This window comes from Aeromonas sp. PI_26 (assembly GCF_027854445.1).
Lineage (GTDB): Bacteria > Pseudomonadota > Gammaproteobacteria > Enterobacterales > Aeromonadaceae > Aeromonas > Aeromonas veronii.
Map to the genome: position 1 here is coordinate 1 of NZ_JAJNOE010000007.1, position 14,725 is coordinate 14,725.

General features: G+C 61.2%; 12 protein-coding genes and 1 tRNA gene. 9 read left to right on the plus strand and 4 right to left on the minus strand.

The genetic code is table 11. The annotated features are described in order from the left end of the window. Positions 1–5: 5 nt before the first annotated feature. Positions 6–89: transfer RNA gene (locus LRL22_RS09425), tRNA-Leu, on the plus strand. 218 nt (positions 90–307) lie between these two features. On the opposite strand, the gene LRL22_RS09430 is transcribed toward LRL22_RS09425, so the two are convergent. Next, the gene (locus tag LRL22_RS09430) at positions 308–2,140 is read right to left on the minus strand and encodes an SLC13 family permease (protein WP_270905256.1); all 1,833 of its coding nucleotides are present in this window, start codon (positions 2,138–2,140) and stop codon (positions 308–310) included. 263 nt (positions 2,141–2,403) lie between these two features. Here LRL22_RS09430 and pnuC point away from each other — a divergent pair, with 263 nt between their 5' ends. The 7 genes from pnuC (at position 2,404) to nifJ (ending at position 11,053) form a co-directional block, all read left to right on the plus strand. Then, positions 2,404–3,120 carry a nicotinamide riboside transporter PnuC gene (gene pnuC / locus LRL22_RS09435; protein WP_042656944.1) on the plus strand — a complete coding sequence of 239 codons (717 nt, stop codon included), beginning with the start codon at positions 2,404–2,406 and terminating at the stop codon, positions 3,118–3,120. 3 nt (positions 3,121–3,123) lie between these two features. Further along, positions 3,124–3,849, plus strand: coding sequence for a nucleoside phosphorylase (locus LRL22_RS09440; RefSeq protein ID WP_270905257.1), 726 nt, complete (start codon positions 3,124–3,126; stop codon positions 3,847–3,849). 105 nt (positions 3,850–3,954) lie between these two features. Continuing rightward, positions 3,955–4,626 carry a Crp/Fnr family transcriptional regulator gene (locus tag LRL22_RS09445; protein WP_139408065.1) on the plus strand — a complete coding sequence of 224 codons (672 nt, stop codon included), beginning with the start codon at positions 3,955–3,957 and terminating at the stop codon, positions 4,624–4,626. Positions 4,627–4,668: 42 nt separating this feature from the next. Then, entirely contained in the window at positions 4,669–4,992 is a 324-nt protein-coding gene (gene yqfB, locus LRL22_RS09450) for a N(4)-acetylcytidine aminohydrolase (RefSeq protein ID WP_139408067.1), read from the plus strand. Positions 4,993–5,059: 67 nt separating this feature from the next. Next, a complete protein-coding gene (locus tag LRL22_RS09455) occupies positions 5,060–5,440 on the plus strand; it encodes a DUF1622 domain-containing protein (RefSeq protein WP_270905258.1) in 381 nt (126 codons plus the stop codon). A 200-nt stretch (positions 5,441–5,640) separates the two neighbouring features. Further along, positions 5,641–7,281 carry an alpha-glucosidase gene (locus tag LRL22_RS09460; RefSeq protein WP_270905259.1) on the plus strand — a complete coding sequence of 547 codons (1,641 nt, stop codon included), beginning with the start codon at positions 5,641–5,643 and terminating at the stop codon, positions 7,279–7,281. A 226-nt stretch (positions 7,282–7,507) separates the two neighbouring features. After that, positions 7,508–11,053 carry a pyruvate:ferredoxin (flavodoxin) oxidoreductase gene (nifJ, locus tag LRL22_RS09465; RefSeq protein WP_270905260.1) on the plus strand — a complete coding sequence of 1,182 codons (3,546 nt, stop codon included), beginning with the start codon at positions 7,508–7,510 and terminating at the stop codon, positions 11,051–11,053. 111 nt (positions 11,054–11,164) lie between these two features. Here the strand turns inward: nifJ and LRL22_RS09470 are convergent, their stop codons facing one another. Continuing rightward, positions 11,165–12,529 (minus strand): MDR family MFS transporter, encoded by a 1,365-nt coding sequence (locus LRL22_RS09470; protein WP_270905261.1) that lies wholly within the window; start codon positions 12,527–12,529, stop codon positions 11,165–11,167. Between the two features lie 185 nt (positions 12,530–12,714). Between LRL22_RS09470 and LRL22_RS09475 the strand changes: the two genes are divergently transcribed. After that, a complete protein-coding gene (locus LRL22_RS09475; protein WP_270905262.1) occupies positions 12,715–13,317 on the plus strand; it encodes an HAD family hydrolase in 603 nt (200 codons plus the stop codon). An 85-nt stretch (positions 13,318–13,402) separates the two neighbouring features. Here the strand turns inward: LRL22_RS09475 and LRL22_RS09480 are convergent, their stop codons facing one another. Beyond that, positions 13,403–13,663, minus strand: a complete 261-nt coding sequence (locus LRL22_RS09480; protein ID WP_270905263.1) for a hypothetical protein — start codon at positions 13,661–13,663, stop codon at positions 13,403–13,405. Between the two features lie 234 nt (positions 13,664–13,897). Next, positions 13,898–14,695, minus strand: a complete 798-nt coding sequence (locus LRL22_RS09485; protein WP_270905264.1) for a DUF1338 domain-containing protein — start codon at positions 14,693–14,695, stop codon at positions 13,898–13,900. Positions 14,696–14,725: the final 30 nt, after the last annotated feature.

The following is a 14,725-nucleotide window of genomic DNA, read 5'->3' on the forward strand; positions in this document are numbered from 1 at the left end:
ATATTGCGGAAGTGGCGAAATTGGTAGACGCACCAGATTTAGGTTCTGGCGCCCTAGGCGTGAGAGTTCGAGTCTCTCCTTCCGCACCATTAATAGCAGTACCAAACAGACCAGCTCACGCTGGTTTTTTTGTATCTGAAATTTGCCTCTCCCCAGTTTTTCTCTCGCTCCTCTATTAACCCAGCTCCACGTTAATTCCCGTCCACATCACTCTTCACTGATTCCGAGCACGCCTTGCCACTCTTGTCTCCCGGCCATAAAAAAGCGGCCCGCAGGCCGCTGGTGCACACATTCATCATCCCGGTGATCAGAACGGGAAGAACCAGGGGATCGCTACCACGCTGACCGCCATCACCAACAGGGTGAATGGCACCCCGATACGGATAAAATCGGCAAACTTGTAGTTGCCCGGCCCCAGCACCAGGGTATTGACCGGTGACGAGACCGGCGTCATAAAGGCAGCCGAGGCGGCGATGGCAATGGTCATGGCAAACGGATAGGGCGATACCCCCATCTGCTGGGCCGTGCCCAGCGCAATGGGTGCCATCAGCACAGCAGTCGCGGTGTTGGAGATAAAGAGCCCGATCACCGCGCAGAGGGCAAACAGGCTGGCCAGCATGACCCGCGGCCCCATCTCCCCTACCGCATTGATCAGACCACCGACGATCAGATCCACCCCGCCGGTTTTTTGCAGCGCCAGCGCAAAGGGGAGCATGCCGACGATGAGGATCAGGGTCGGCCAGTGGATCGACTTGTAGGCACTCTCCATATCGATGCAGCGAAACTTGCCCATCAGCAGACAGGCGATCAGCGCGGCAATCACGTTGGGCACCGGATCGGTCACCATCAGCAGGATCATCACTCCAAGACAGAAGAGGGCATGGATCGCCTGGCTGCGGGCGGGGGCCATCTCGTCCACTTCTGCGGGCAACCCCATCAGCAGAAAGTCGCGGCTATGGGTCTGCAACTGTCTGATGTGGCTCCAGTTTCCTACCACCAGCAGTGTATCCCCCATCTGCAGCGGCTCGTCCACCAGCTTGCCTGCCAGTGCCTCACCGTCGCGGCGCAGCCCCACCACGCTCAGACCATAGCTGGAGCGGAAGGTCACCTCACGCACGCTTTTACCCAGCAGCTTGGACTCAGGGATCAGCGACACCTCGGCCATCCCCACCTCCCGCGCCTGATCGGAGAAGTACTCCCCGCGCAGGATCATGGGTTCGAGCCGCGCCTCGGTGCAAAACGCCCGCACATCCACCTCGGGGTCTGACATGTCGATCAGCAGCACATCCTTGGCCTGAAATTCACTGATCCCCGACACCGGCACCATCACCCGGCGAAACTTGCGCCAGCGCTCCACCCCGATGACGTGGGCACCATAACGGGCACGCAGTTGCAGCTCGTCCAGGGTGTGACCAATCAGCGGGGAGTCCGGGCGCAGCGCCAGACGACGGGCCCGACCGGTAAGGCGATAGTCTCGGATCAGATCGCGCAGGGTGCGGCGCCCGGTCGGCTTGCCCTTGCCCTCTTCTCCCTCGCCCACCAAGGAGCCGCGCACCAGCAGCATGTAGAGGATGCCCAGCCCCAGGATCAGCACGCCCATGGGGGTGAAATCGAAGAACCCGAAACCGTGAATGCCGTGACGCATCAGCTCGCTGTTGACCACCATGTTGGGGGGCGTGGCCACCAGCGTCATCATGCCGCTGATCAGCCCGGCAAAACCGAGGGGCATCATCAGGCGACCGGCCGGGATCCCCATCCGGTTCGCCACGCTCAGCACCACCGGAATAAAGATGGCCACCACCCCGGTACTGCTCATCACAGCCCCAAGACTTGCCACCGCCACCATCAGCAGCACCAGCAGCTTGGTCTCGCTGCTACCCGCCACCTTCACCAATGCATCCCCCACCTGATAGGCGATGCCGGTGCGCACCAGCCCCTCACCCACCACAAACAGGGCGGCAATCAGAATGACGTTGGGATCGCTAAAACCCGCCAGCGCCTCCGGCAGGGTGAGGGTGCCGCTCAGCACAAAGAGGATAATGATCAACAGAGCGACCACGTCCATGCGCACCTTGTTGGTCATAAAGAGATAGATGGCGCCAGCCAGCAGACAGAGCACCCAGACAAGCTCGGAATTCAATGCAACCTCCTTTTATCACGTGATTCTCCTCCCGGAGAGTGGACTCTATCAGACCACAGCCATGGCGCTATCATCTTGCTACATATCAATAAAGTCCGGCCCATCGGGACCCCATAACCCATCACTGCTGGAATAACCGGGCAGCAGCGGCGATTTCTTTGATATGGGCCAAGTACGGGGCGGACAAAAGTCCTGCCCCTCCTCCCCCTCACCCCTTAGAATGGCGCCCTCGCATACTAACCCTCATGTCCAAGGATCAGAAAATGAGCATATTCGAGCTGTTCAGCATCAATAACACGCTAGTGACCATACCGCTGGGTGGCGGCTATGCCATGTCATGGATTGAAGCCATCGGTACCCTGTTCGGGCTGGCCTGTATCTGGTTCGCCAGTCAGGAGAAAACCATCAACTACCTGTTTGGCCTGATCAACGTCAGCCTGTTTGCCATCATCTTCTTCCAGATCCAGCTCTACGGACTGTTGATGCTGCAGCTGTTCTTCTTCTGCGCCAACGTCTACGGCTGGTACGCCTGGACCCGCCCGGCCAACGATCAGGGGGATACCCTGCAGATCCGCTGGCTCAGCAAATCCAAACTGATGGTGACCGCCGCCGTGAGCGTGCTGGCCATCGCTCTGCTGACCCGCTATATCGACCCGGTCTTCGCCACCCTGGCGCGCACCTCGGTCTCCCTGCTCAACCTGTTTGGTGCCAACCTTGCTACCCCCGAGCCTTCACCCGATGCCTTCCCGTTCTGGGATGCCAGCATGACGGTGCTCTCGGTGGTCGCTCAGATCCTGATGACCCGCAAATACGTGGAGAACTGGATCCTCTGGGTCGTCATCAACATCATCAGCATCGGTGTCTATGCCGCGCAGGGCGTCTACGCCATGTCGCTGGAGTACCTGATCCTGCTGTTCATCGCCGCCAACGGCACCCGCCTCTGGGTGATTGCCGCCAAGCGCCAGCCACAAGGTCTGTAAGCTATGAGTCTGTTACCCCATCTGCAGTGCCACCCCGACCAGATTGCCGAGCGGGTGGTACTGTGCGGCGACCCGGCCCGGGTCGATCGCATCGCCAGCCAGCTCGAACAGTGTGAAGTGCTGGGGCAAAACCGGGAATTTCGCCTCATCAACGGCCGCTATCAGGGGCTGCCCATCACGGTCTGCAGCACCGGCATCGGCGGCGCCTCAGCCATCATAGCGCTGGAGGAGCTGGTGCAAGCCGGTGCCCACTCGCTTATTCGGGTCGGCTCCGCCGGTGCCCTGCAACACGACATCGGTCTTGGCGACCTTATCGTGGTGGAAGGGGCGGTACGCAATGAGGGGGCCTCGCAGGCCTATCTGCCCGCCGAGTACCCCGCCTGCGCCGATATCTGGCTGCAAGCGGCCCTGCTCAATCAGGTGGCAACCGGCAGCCAGCCTCATTGGCACGGGCTGGTACGCTCCCACGACAGCTTCTATCGAGATGATGAGCAGGAGGTGTGCCGCTACTGGCATGCCCGTGGCGTGCTCGGCGCTGACATGGAGACCGCAGCCCTGCTGACCGTGGGTCGCCTGCGCAAGGTGCGGGTTGCAGCCGTGCTCTGCAACGTAGTGCTGTTCGAGCAGGATGTGCAACAAGGGGTGGCGGATTACGCCAGCGCCGAACAGGCGATGATGGCCGGTGAGCAGCAAGCCATCGCGGCCGCCCTCCACGCTCTGGTGCAATAAAGCGCAAACCGTTAACTGCGGCACATCCGCTACCGTGCGGGCTGGTATCCGGCCCGCACTCTTGCTAGCCTCATGGCCCTCGTCATCCGGTGCGACAGGCAAGTCATGCAGCAACAGCCCTACCCCCTCGGCCGTTTTCACGCCGAACTCCAGCAGCTTGAACCCCGCTTTGCCGCGGCGCTCGACGCCTGCACCCTGTTTCTGCGCCGTTACCTGCCGGGCGAATTGATCATGCGGCAGGGGGAGCAGAGCGAGCAGCTCTATCTGGTCGAACATGGCCGGGTATCCCTCAACAGCACGGTACACTCTGGCCGCCGCTTCCAGCTTGGCGAAATTGAGTGCCACTGCCAAATCTTCGGCGAGATGGAGTTCTTCAGCGCAACCCCGGTACAGTGGAACGTAGTGGCCGAGACCGAGCTGGATGCCCGAGTCATCTGCGCCCACAAGCTGGCCCAGCGCCTGCTGGCAGAACCCGAGTTGACCCTCTTTTTCGCCGCCGCACTTGCCAGCGACTATCTCGATACCCTGGAGATCACCACCAGCCGCCTGCTCCACCCCATCGCCTACAACATCGCCTATGAGCTGTGGCGTGAGCGCCAGCGCACTCCGATGCTGGGATCGCGCAAGCGGGCCCACGAGGCGGCGCGCTTCGGCACCACAGAGCGGGTTTACCGCCGCGCCCTCAAGGAGCTGGTCGAACAGGGCATAGTTGCCGACGGCAGCGATGGCCCCGTTATCGCCGATCTGGCCAGGCTGCGCGCCTATCTCGATCTTTGATTTCCATTCACCTCATTTCAATTCACCCAGTCAGGAGTCACCATGTCTGCTCATTCCTATCCCGAATTCACCTTCTTCAGCCGCTTCGTTGCCGACATTCAGGCGGGCCGCAAGACCATCACCATCCGCGACGAGAGCGAGGCCAACTGGCGGCCCGGCCAGCGGCTGGCGCTGTTCACCAACCCGGAACACCAGCCCTTCGGCACCATAGAGGTGCTCTCCGTCAATGCTGTAGCCTTCGATGAGCTCAATGACGAACACTCCCGCCAGGAGAACATGACCCTCCCCGAGCTCAAACAGGTGATCCGCGAGATCTACCCCGATCTGCCGCCGCTCTATGTGATTGAATTCAAAATGATTGCCTGAGCCGGATTTGGCCTTTGCCGAGCGATGTGTTAATAGTGTCCTCTTTTGAATCAGGGAGGTGACCCGAGTGTTTGAGATAGCGAGCCTGAAAGAGGGGATGATGCACGGGGTCGAGCTGTTCCAGCTGCTGCTGGAGATCATCTCCATCGCCTGTGTGGTGATAGGGCTTGGCAAGACCCTCTGGCTGGCGGCAAGAGTGCGGGATCACCAGCCCGGCTTTCCGCGCATTCGCCTCTGTTTTGGCAGCTGGCTCATTCTGGCGCTGGAGTTCCAGCTCGCCGCCGACATCCTGGCCACCACGGTCGCACCAAGCAAGGAGGAGCTGATCCGCCTCGCCATCATCGCGGTGATCCGCACCTTCCTGAACTACTTCCTCGGCAAGGAGCTGGAGGCACAAGCGGAACACCAGCAGGCGCAGCGCAGCGAGCAGGCCAAGGCGGCCCAATAGCCCCCTTCCTTACACAGCATCATCGCTGAGTGTCGTGCCATCCCGACCACTTCCGTGGCCCGGGATGGCACCTTTGTGACCCTTCCCGCACTTTTGGCAATCAGCCAACTATGGAACCCTTTTCAAGGTTTCCCCTGCCCTGTTGACTGCCCGCTCATCTCGGTAAGATAGAAAATCTCTTCCCCCAACCGGCCACGCTGATGAATACGCACTCCCTTCACACGCCCGATATCGACCTCGATAGCTGCGTCATCTACCAGATCTACCCCATGAGTTTTCAGGACAGCGATGGCGACGGCATGGGCGACATCAACGGCATCCGTCAGCGCCTCGGTTATCTGGCCACCCTCGGGGTCGATATGCTCTGGCTCACCCCCATCTATCGCTCCCCCAAACGGGACAACGGCTATGACGTGGCGGACTACCGCGCCATCGACCCCGCCTTCGGCACCCAGGCCGAGATGGAGCAGCTGATCGCCGAAGCGGCCGCTCACGGCATCGGCATCATGATGGATATCGTCGCCAACCACACCTCCACCGAGCATGAGTGGTTTGTGCAGGCACTGGCCGGGGATCCCCGTTATCAGGGTTATTACGTCTTCCGGGATCAAGCCTTTGTCGATGCTCACCCCATTACCTCAATTTTTGGCGGCAGCGGCTGGCAGTATGTGCCAGCGCTTGATCGCTACTACCTGCACAACTTCGATCCCAGTCAGGCCGATCTGGACTGGGACAACCCGGCGGTGCGAGCCGAAATGGCGGCGGTGATCAACTTCTGGCTGGGCAAAGGGATCAAGGGATTTCGCTTCGATGTGATCGACATGGTGAGCAAGGAGTGGGACCGGCTGGCCATGAGCAATGGCCCGCGCCTGCACGACTATATCCGCGAGCTCAATGCCGCGAGCTTCGGCGGCAAGGGGATCATCACGGTGGGGGAGACCTGGGGAGCCGATCTCGCCCATATGCAGCACTACTCCAGCATAGATGGCAGCGAGTTCAGCATGGTGTTCAACTTCGAGCATCTGGAGCTCGGCAGTGACAAGTGGTCATCCCGCTTTGATCCCCTCGCCTTCAAGCGAGCCATGGCCCGCCACCAGCAAGGGCTGCACGGACGTGGCTGGAATAGCCTGTTTCTCGGCAACCACGACCTGCCTCGCGCCGTCTCCCGCTTTGGCGATGACAGGCCAAAGTGGCGTGAAACCAGCGCCAAGCTGTGGGCCATGGTGCTGCACATGATGCAGGGCACTCCCTTCATCTATCAGGGGGAGGAGCTCGCCATGACCAACCGCCACTGGCAGCCGGGCGAGCTGCGCGATGTGGAGGCCATCAACTACCGCGCCAGCCAGTCAGGGCTGGATCCTGCCGAGCTGAGTCGGCGGCTCGATGCCATTGGCCGCGACAACGCCCGCACCCCGATGCAGTGGGACGCCGGCCCCTACGCCGGATTCAGTACGGCCACGCCCTGGATTGCCCTCAACGCCAATCACGTCGAGATAAATGCCGCCGAGCAGCTGGCCCGTCCCGACTCCCCGTTTCGCTGCTATCGCCAGCTCATCGCCCTGCGCAAGGCTCACCCGGTCATTTGCTACGGCAATTTCGAGCTGCTGGATGGGGATGATCCCGAGCGCATCAGCTATCACCGCCACTGGCAGGATCCGGCAAGCGGAGATCGGCACACCCTGCTGCTGCTCGCCAATCTCACGGCGAACCCCTTGCCGATGCCCCACTTCGACAAGGTGACAGACGAGATGCGGTTGCTGCTGGCCAATTACCCAAGCGAACCACTGCCGCTCTTCGCCCCTTATCAGTGCGCCATCTGGCTGCAAGTGGAGCGGGGTTAACCCCGTGCTGACGGGCCATGTCAATGGCCCGTCAGCCACCCCACCGGCTACTAGCAGAAAATCACGTCCCCACGTAACGGGATTAAATTAACCACTATTACTGACTTATTAATTGATTATTTATCCCGTTTGATACGCTCTCATTGCCCCTCTTACTATGCCTGCGACCTATCCATTGCCGATGCAACTATCGGCCTTCAAACTGGCATAGCAAAGTGGAAAACAGATGATCACCACAGACGGGAATAACGCAGTCGCCTCGGTGGCGTACCGCACCAGCGAAGTCATCGCCATCTACCCCATCACCCCCAGCTCGGCAATGGCTGAGCAGTCGTCGGCCTGGTCGAGCGAGCGGGGCAAGAACCTCTGGGGGGATGTCCCCCGGGTTGTCGAGATGCAATCGGAAGGGGGCGCCATCGCCGCCGTCCACGGCGCCCTGCAGACCGGCGCGCTGGCGACCTCGTTTACCTCGTCGCAGGGGTTGCTGCTGATGATCCCCAACCTCTACAAGCTGGCGGGTCAGCTTATCCCCTTTGTGCTGCATGTGGCGGCGCGCACCGTAGCGACCCATGCGCTATCGATCTTTGGCGATCACTCGGACGTGATGGCGGTGCGCCAGACCGGCTGCGCCATGCTCTGTGCCAGCAATGTGCAGGAGGCGCAGGACTTTGCCCTGATCTCCCAGATAGCGAGCCTCAACAGCCGCCTCCCCTTTATCCACTTCTTCGACGGCTTTCGTACCTCTCACGAGATCGCCAAGATAGCGCCGCTCGCTGACGACACTCTGCGTGCCCTGCTGCCCGCAGATGCCATCCGTGCTCATCGTGACCGGGCGCTCACCCCCGACAAACCGGTCATTCGCGGCACCGCCGCCAACCCGGACACCTACTTCCAGTGCAGGGAGGCGAGCAACCCCTGGTATGACGCCGCCTATGGCCATGTGAACGATGCGATGCAAGCTTTTGGCGAGCAGACCGGCCGCCACTACCGGCCATTTGAATATGTCGGCCACCCGCAGGCGGAGCGGATTGTGGTGCTGATGGGCTCAGCCATCGGCACCTGTGAAGAGGTGATCGAGCGCCTGCTGGCCCAAGGGGAGAAGGTAGGTCTGGTGAAGGTGCGGCTGTTCCGGCCCTTCTCGGCCGGGCACCTGTTGGCCGCGATTCCCGAGAGTGCCCGCTCCATCGCCGTGCTGGATCGCACCAAGGAGCCGGGCGCACAGGCCGAGCCCCTCTATCTCGACGTGATGACGGCGCTGGCCGAAGCGGTCAGCCGGGGCGAGCGGGCAAGCCTGCCACGGGTTATCGGCGGTCGCTATGGCCTCTCCTCCAAAGAGTTCGGCCCCGCCTGCGCACTGGCGGTGTTTGCCGAGCTGGCACAGGAGAACCCGCGCCCGCGCTTTACCGTCGGCATCTTCGATGACATCACAGGTCTCTCGCTACCGCTGGCAGCGCTCAATTCGCAAAGCCCCATCCACAACCAGCAACACAAGCTGGAGGCGCTCTTCTACGGTCTTGGCAGCGATGGCACCGTCTCGGCGGCCAAGAACAGCATCAAGATCCTAGGCAACCACACCGACCTCTATCCGCAGGGCTATTTCGTCTACGACTCCAAGAAGGCGGGCGGCCTCACCGTCTCTCACCTGCGGGTGGGCGAGCGGCCGCTGCAGTCGGCCTATCTGGTGGAAGAGGCGGACTTTATCGGCTGCCATCAGTGGCAGTTTGTCGACAAGTACCGGATGGCGGAACGCTTGAAAGCGGGCGGCATATTCCTGCTCAACACCCCCTACAGCGAAGCGGATATCTGGCAGCGCCTCCCCAGCGAGGTACAGCATGCCCTGCGCGAGAAAGAGGCGCGCTTCTACATCATCAACGCCGCCAAAATTGCCCGCGACTGCCAGCTCGGTAACCGCATCAATACCGTGATGCAGATGGCCTTCTTCCAGCTCAGCGCCATCATTCCCCCCGCAGAGGCGACCAGCCTGCTGAAGCAGGCCATCGCCACCAGCTATGGCAGCAAGGGGCAGACACTGGTCGAACGCAACTGGCAGGCACTGGAGGCAACCTGCGCCGCCCTGACCCGGGCGCCGCTGGGTGAGCTGGATCCCGCCAGCCGCCCCCGCCCGCCGGTGGTTTCGGCCAAGGCCCCCAGCTTTGTCCAGACCGTCACCGCCGCCATGCTGGCAGGGCTGGGTGACAGCCTGCCGGTCTCCGCCTTCCCGCCGGATGGCACCTGGCCGGTCGGCACCACCCGCTGGGAGAAGCGCAATATCGCCAAGGAGATCCCCATCTGGGAGGCGGAGCTCTGTACCCAGTGCAACTACTGCGTCGCCGCCTGTCCCCACTCGGCCATTCGCGCCAAGGTGGTGGAACCGGATGCACTGGCCGCTGCTCCCGCTACCCTGGATGCGCTGGATGTGAAATCCCGTGACATGCGCGGCCAGCAGTACGTGCTGCAGGTGGCGCCGGAGGATTGCACCGGCTGCAATCTCTGCGTCGAGGTGTGCCCGGCCAAGGATCGCAGCAACCCGGATCGCAAGGCGATCAATATGGCTTCGCGCCTCGATCACCTCGACGAGCAGAAGGCCAACTACGACTTCTTCCTCGACCTGCCAGAGCGCAGCGCCGAGCAGCTGGAGCGCATCGACATCCGCACCTCCCAGCTCATCTCGCCGCTGTTTGAATACTCGGGCGCCTGCTCCGGCTGTGGCGAGACTCCCTATATCAAGTTGCTGACCCAGCTCTATGGCGATCGACTGCTGATTGCCAACGCCACCGGCTGCTCGTCCATTTATGGCGGCAACCTGCCTACCACCCCCTACACCACCAACGCCGAGGGGCGCGGGCCGGCCTGGGCCAACTCGCTGTTTGAAGACAACGCCGAGTTCGGACTGGGCTTCCGTCTTACCGTCGATCAGCACAGGGAGCGGGTGCGCCGTCTGCTGGCGAGCCTGGGCGACACCATTCCGGCAGCGCTGCGCGAGGCGCTCGGCGATGCCACTCTGCCGATTTCCGAGCAGCGGGCCCATATCCAGCAGTTGCGAGCGCTGCTGCAGGGGAGCCAGACCCCGGCAGCACAAGAGCTGGCTCGCGATGCAGACTATCTGGTGGAAAAATCGGTCTGGCTCATCGGCGGCGATGGCTGGGCCTACGACATCGGCTTTGGCGGACTCGACCATGTGCTGAGTCTGGGGGAGAACATCAATGTGCTGGTGCTCGACACCCAGTGCTACTCCAACACCGGCGGCCAGCAGTCGAAGGCGACGCCACTCGGTGCCATCACCAAGTTTGGCGAGCAGGGCAAACGCAAGGCGCGCAAGGATCTCGGGGCCAGCGTGATGATGTATGGCCACGTCTATGTGGCGCAGATCTCCCTCGGCGCCCAGATGAACCAGACTGTGAAAGCAATTCTGGAGGCGGAAGCCTACCCGGGCCCCTCTCTCATCATCGCCTACAGCCCCTGCGAGGAGCATGGCTACGACATGGCCGAGAGCCATGAGCAGATGAAGCAGCTGACCGCAACCGGCTTCTGGCCCCTCTACCGCTTCGATCCGCGCCGCGCTGACGAGGGCAAGTTGCCGCTGGCACTCGACTCGCGGGCACCCAATGCCTCGCTGGCCGAGACCTTGCGCCACGAGCCCCGCTTCCAGCGGCTGGAGCGCCAGCTACCGGAAGTGGCCAGCCAGCTCTATCAAGAGGCAGAGCAGGAGGCCAACCGCCGCTTCGCTTGGCTGAGCCAGCTGGCGGGCAAGGAGAGTCCGGCGCAGGAGTAACTCGCGCATGGCTTGATGGCAGCAGCCACTCTGTTCGCCAAATAACAATCAGGGCTCCCCGCGGGGAGCCCTGATGCTATCTATGGTGAGCCAATGTCGGCGCAGGTCAAATCAGGCGCTGATGGAGGCCAGCTCGTGGCGTTTCAACGCCAGCAGGGTGATGAGCAGCGCTAGCGTGGCGATCAGAGCCATGCCGATATAGGTCGCGCTGAAGCCCGGGGCCAGCAGATCGGGGGCAAGTCGGCTCAGATCGCCATCGCTGCCGGCTGGCAGGCGGAAGTGAAACAGCATGGAGCAGATGGCCACGCCGACGGCACCGCCGAGCTCCCGCCCAAAGTTGAACAGCGACATGCCGATGCCGCGATCCTGCCGCGGCAGTGCATTTTGCACTACTACCGAGAGGGCGGGCAGCACCAGACCCAGACCGATACCGGCAAACCCGAGCGCCAGTCTGACCCAAGCATCGAAGTGGATCTGCCAGAGCGCCACTGCCGCGAGGCCAAAGCCCACCGCGACAAAACTCTTGTAGTGGCCGGTACGGCCAATCAGCTTGCCGCCGACAAAGGCGCCAGCAGTGATGCAGATCATGAAGATGACCATGATGGCGCCGCTCTCGCTGGCGCTCATCCCCTTCTGCCACTGCATCTGCAACGGCAGATAGACCAGCACGGCAAACATCAGCAACTGGGAGAGCATCACCAGCAGCACGCTCACCAGATAACCGGGCAGCCGTGCCAGATGGGCAGGCAATATGGGGTCGTGGGCACGCCGCTCAATAAGAATGAGCAGCAGCAACGCAACGCCCAGTGCCGCCGAGAGCCAGACGGCGGGCAGCGCCGCTTCCGGCGAGAGCAGCAACAGGGTGAGCGTGGTGACGGTAATCAGCAGACCCGCCCCCTTCCAGTCGAAGCGACTGTGGCGACGCACGTTGAGCTGCTTGAGGTTGCGGTTGATGAGAAAGACTGCCAGCGCCCCGAGCGGCAGATTGATCCAGAAGATCCAGCGCCAGCTGAGCTGCTCGGTGAAGTAGCCGCCGAGCAAGGGGCCAGCGATACTGGAGACCGCATAGACCGCCGAAATGTAGCCCTGATATTTGCCCACCTCCCGCGGCGGAATGGTGTCGGCAATCACGGTAAACGCGAGGGCAATCAGACCGCCGCCCCCCAGCCCTTGCAGCACCCGCGCTGCCAGCAGGGTCTGCAGATCCTGGGAAAGAGCACAGGCCACCGAGCCCGCCAGAAACAGGCCGATGCCGATATTGAGCATCCGCACCCGACCAAAGAGATCGCTCAGCTTGCCATAGAGGGGCAGCACGGCGGTGGCGGCCAGCAGGTAGGCGGTGACCACCCAGGTGAGGGCGGCACCGGCATGCAGCTCGGCGCCAATCATGGGCAGCGGGGTAGTGACGATGCTCTTTTCCAGTGAACCGAGCGCGATCACAAGCGCCACACTGGAGAAGATGGTTTTGGGGGACATTTTCGAGGTCATAAGCGGACTCGCAGATCTGATATGCCAAAGTATCCGGCAATGAACGGATTATTGTCTCACAAATCAGCAAGAGATAGAAAAAACGGCGGCCACAATCTGCCCAACCATGAGGCCGATCCCACAAAACGCCGACCGTTTCTGCTAGCCTGCCCTATTTGATTCGAGGAGCCCCCATGAGCGAGCGTGAGCAGTACGGGTTTGATCACTACGATGCCCTGATTTTCGATATGGATGGCACTTTGGTAGATTCCATGCCCCTCCATCTGGATGCCTGGGAGCTTACCTGCGCCGAATTCGGCATCCCCTTCGAGCGGGATCAGCTCTATCAGTACGGCGGCATTCCCACCCGCAAGATCATCGCCATGCTGGCCGAGCAGCAGGGGCTGACGGTGGATGTCGAGGCTTTTACCCGTCGCAAGATTGCCCTCTATATGGAACATATCGACAAGGTCAGCGTCTTTCCCAAGATGTGGGAGCTGGTCAGGCACTATCACGGCAAGGTCAAGATGGGGATTGGCACCGGCTCACCGCGCAATCAGGCGGACTCCATCCTCAAAAGCACCGGGCTCGATGCCTATATCTCTGTGGTGGTCAGCGCCGATGATGTCACCAACCACAAACCGCATCCCGACACCTTCTTGCGGGTGGCCAAACTGCTCGGCGCCAATCCCGCCAACTGTCTGGTGTTTGAAGATACCCGGATCGGGCTTGAGGCTGGCAAGGCGGCAGGGATGGATACCGTGCTGGTTATCGAAGGTGACCTGCACCCGCGCTAAACGGCTCAGGGGCAAGCAGGCAAACCAATAAAATGGTGCCATCACAGTGGCACCATTTTTTGTTTACGTGAGCATAGCGGCAGCGTCAGTGCCCGGACAGAGTTGCGATCGCAGCCGGAATAGTGGCAACCGTCAGACAAAGGGCGTTGGCGTTGGCCTCATCCTGTAGTGCCTGATGAGTACGAAGCAGCTCAAGGGCTTCGGCCGGGGTATCTGCAAAGGTGGGGGCGGCGATGGCGGCAAATCCCTGTTCGACCAGTTGACGACGCTCATCGCTATAGCTGGGTGCATTGGCATCTAGATAGGTAAGCGCCTGAGCCTGCTTGAAAAAGTGATAGTTAGGCATCGATTGGCCCCGCAAAAATAAAGCGCCATTCTACTCCTTTTTGCTCCGCCGCCAGCGTCAATCTGTGACGTATCAAGTGATCTATTTCACATTTTTATCAACAAACCTTTACCGGTTGGGCGCCGTCCAAATCTCCTCTTCACACGGCGTCAGACAACACCCGATACCGTCAGTCTGCGCCAAACAAAACGCCTCCACAAAGGAGGCGTGGCGACTGAAACAGGGTGGCTCCCGTTACATGGCATTCGTCGATTCGAAGATCTTGTCCGCCGAGGCCTCGACAAAGCCCGGATAGAGCGCACCATCAGCCTGCGGATAGCGCAGGGCAAACTCGTAGAAGCAGCTCGGGATAGTACGCACCCCATCGCTGAACGGCACCTCTGCTTTGTCCGCCATGGTGGAGGATTGCTCCAGCATCACCTGCGGGTCCCCTTTCACCTCGCCACCCACACTGTTGAGCACAAAACCCGCCGCCTTGAGTGCCGCATTGACCTGATGGATGGTGTCGAAATCCTTCAACTTGTTGATATTGACCGTGAAGTGGTTGGCACGATAGCCCCATGCTGCCATCCATGCCGCGTACTCGCTCTCCGCCAGCAGAGTCTGATAATCGGCATAGGAGACCTGCCAGGGGGCGCCGGTGTAGAGAAATGCCGGGGTATCGGTCAGATGATCGGGCACCTGATCCGCCAGCTTGTGGATGATGGCCTGGGCAGCCGGAGAGAGCTCTTCCACCTTCAGCTCACTGATAAACACCTTGGGAGCGTCCGGATCCTGATGCTCGAAGTGCTTGGCGTAGAGCTTCTTGGCCTTGAAAACGTACTCGCCCTTCTGCTCGTAACCGAGCGCCAGAAAGTGGGCCGCCAGCTTCTCCAGCCCCAGCTTGGGCAGGTTGTAGGTACGAAACGCCACGTGATCGTTGACGATGGGCTCGCCGCCACCCAGCAGGGTGTGCACCTTGAGGGCGCTCGGGGTCACCTTGATGTAGTTGTCCCACAGATGGCTGAACAGGGTGTCGATATCCTTTTGCATCTCTCTTTCCTTTGATTGCGGGTACGAAAC

What these genes read in the sequence shown, in the direction of transcription:
- yqfB (WP_139408067.1), top strand. Translation starts at nt 4,669, where the DNA reads ATGTCTGCTCATTCCTATCCCGAATTCACCTTCTTCAGCCGCTTCGTT.
- LRL22_RS09470 (WP_270905261.1), bottom strand. Translation starts at nt 12,529, where the DNA reads ATGTCCCCCAAAACCATCTTCTCCAGTGTGGCGCTTGTGATCGCGCTC.
- LRL22_RS09485 (WP_270905264.1), bottom strand. Translation starts at nt 14,695, where the DNA reads ATGCAAAAGGATATCGACACCCTGTTCAGCCATCTGTGGGACAACTAC.
- LRL22_RS09460 (WP_270905259.1), top strand. Translation starts at nt 5,641, where the DNA reads ATGAATACGCACTCCCTTCACACGCCCGATATCGACCTCGATAGCTGC.
- LRL22_RS09480 (WP_270905263.1), bottom strand. Translation starts at nt 13,663, where the DNA reads ATGCCTAACTATCACTTTTTCAAGCAGGCTCAGGCGCTTACCTATCTA.
- nifJ (WP_270905260.1), top strand. Translation starts at nt 7,508, where the DNA reads ATGATCACCACAGACGGGAATAACGCAGTCGCCTCGGTGGCGTACCGC.
- LRL22_RS09475 (WP_270905262.1), top strand. Translation starts at nt 12,715, where the DNA reads ATGAGCGAGCGTGAGCAGTACGGGTTTGATCACTACGATGCCCTGATT.
- LRL22_RS09440 (WP_270905257.1), top strand. Translation starts at nt 3,124, where the DNA reads ATGAGTCTGTTACCCCATCTGCAGTGCCACCCCGACCAGATTGCCGAG.
- LRL22_RS09445 (WP_139408065.1), top strand. Translation starts at nt 3,955, where the DNA reads ATGCAGCAACAGCCCTACCCCCTCGGCCGTTTTCACGCCGAACTCCAG.
- pnuC (WP_042656944.1), top strand. Translation starts at nt 2,404, where the DNA reads ATGAGCATATTCGAGCTGTTCAGCATCAATAACACGCTAGTGACCATA.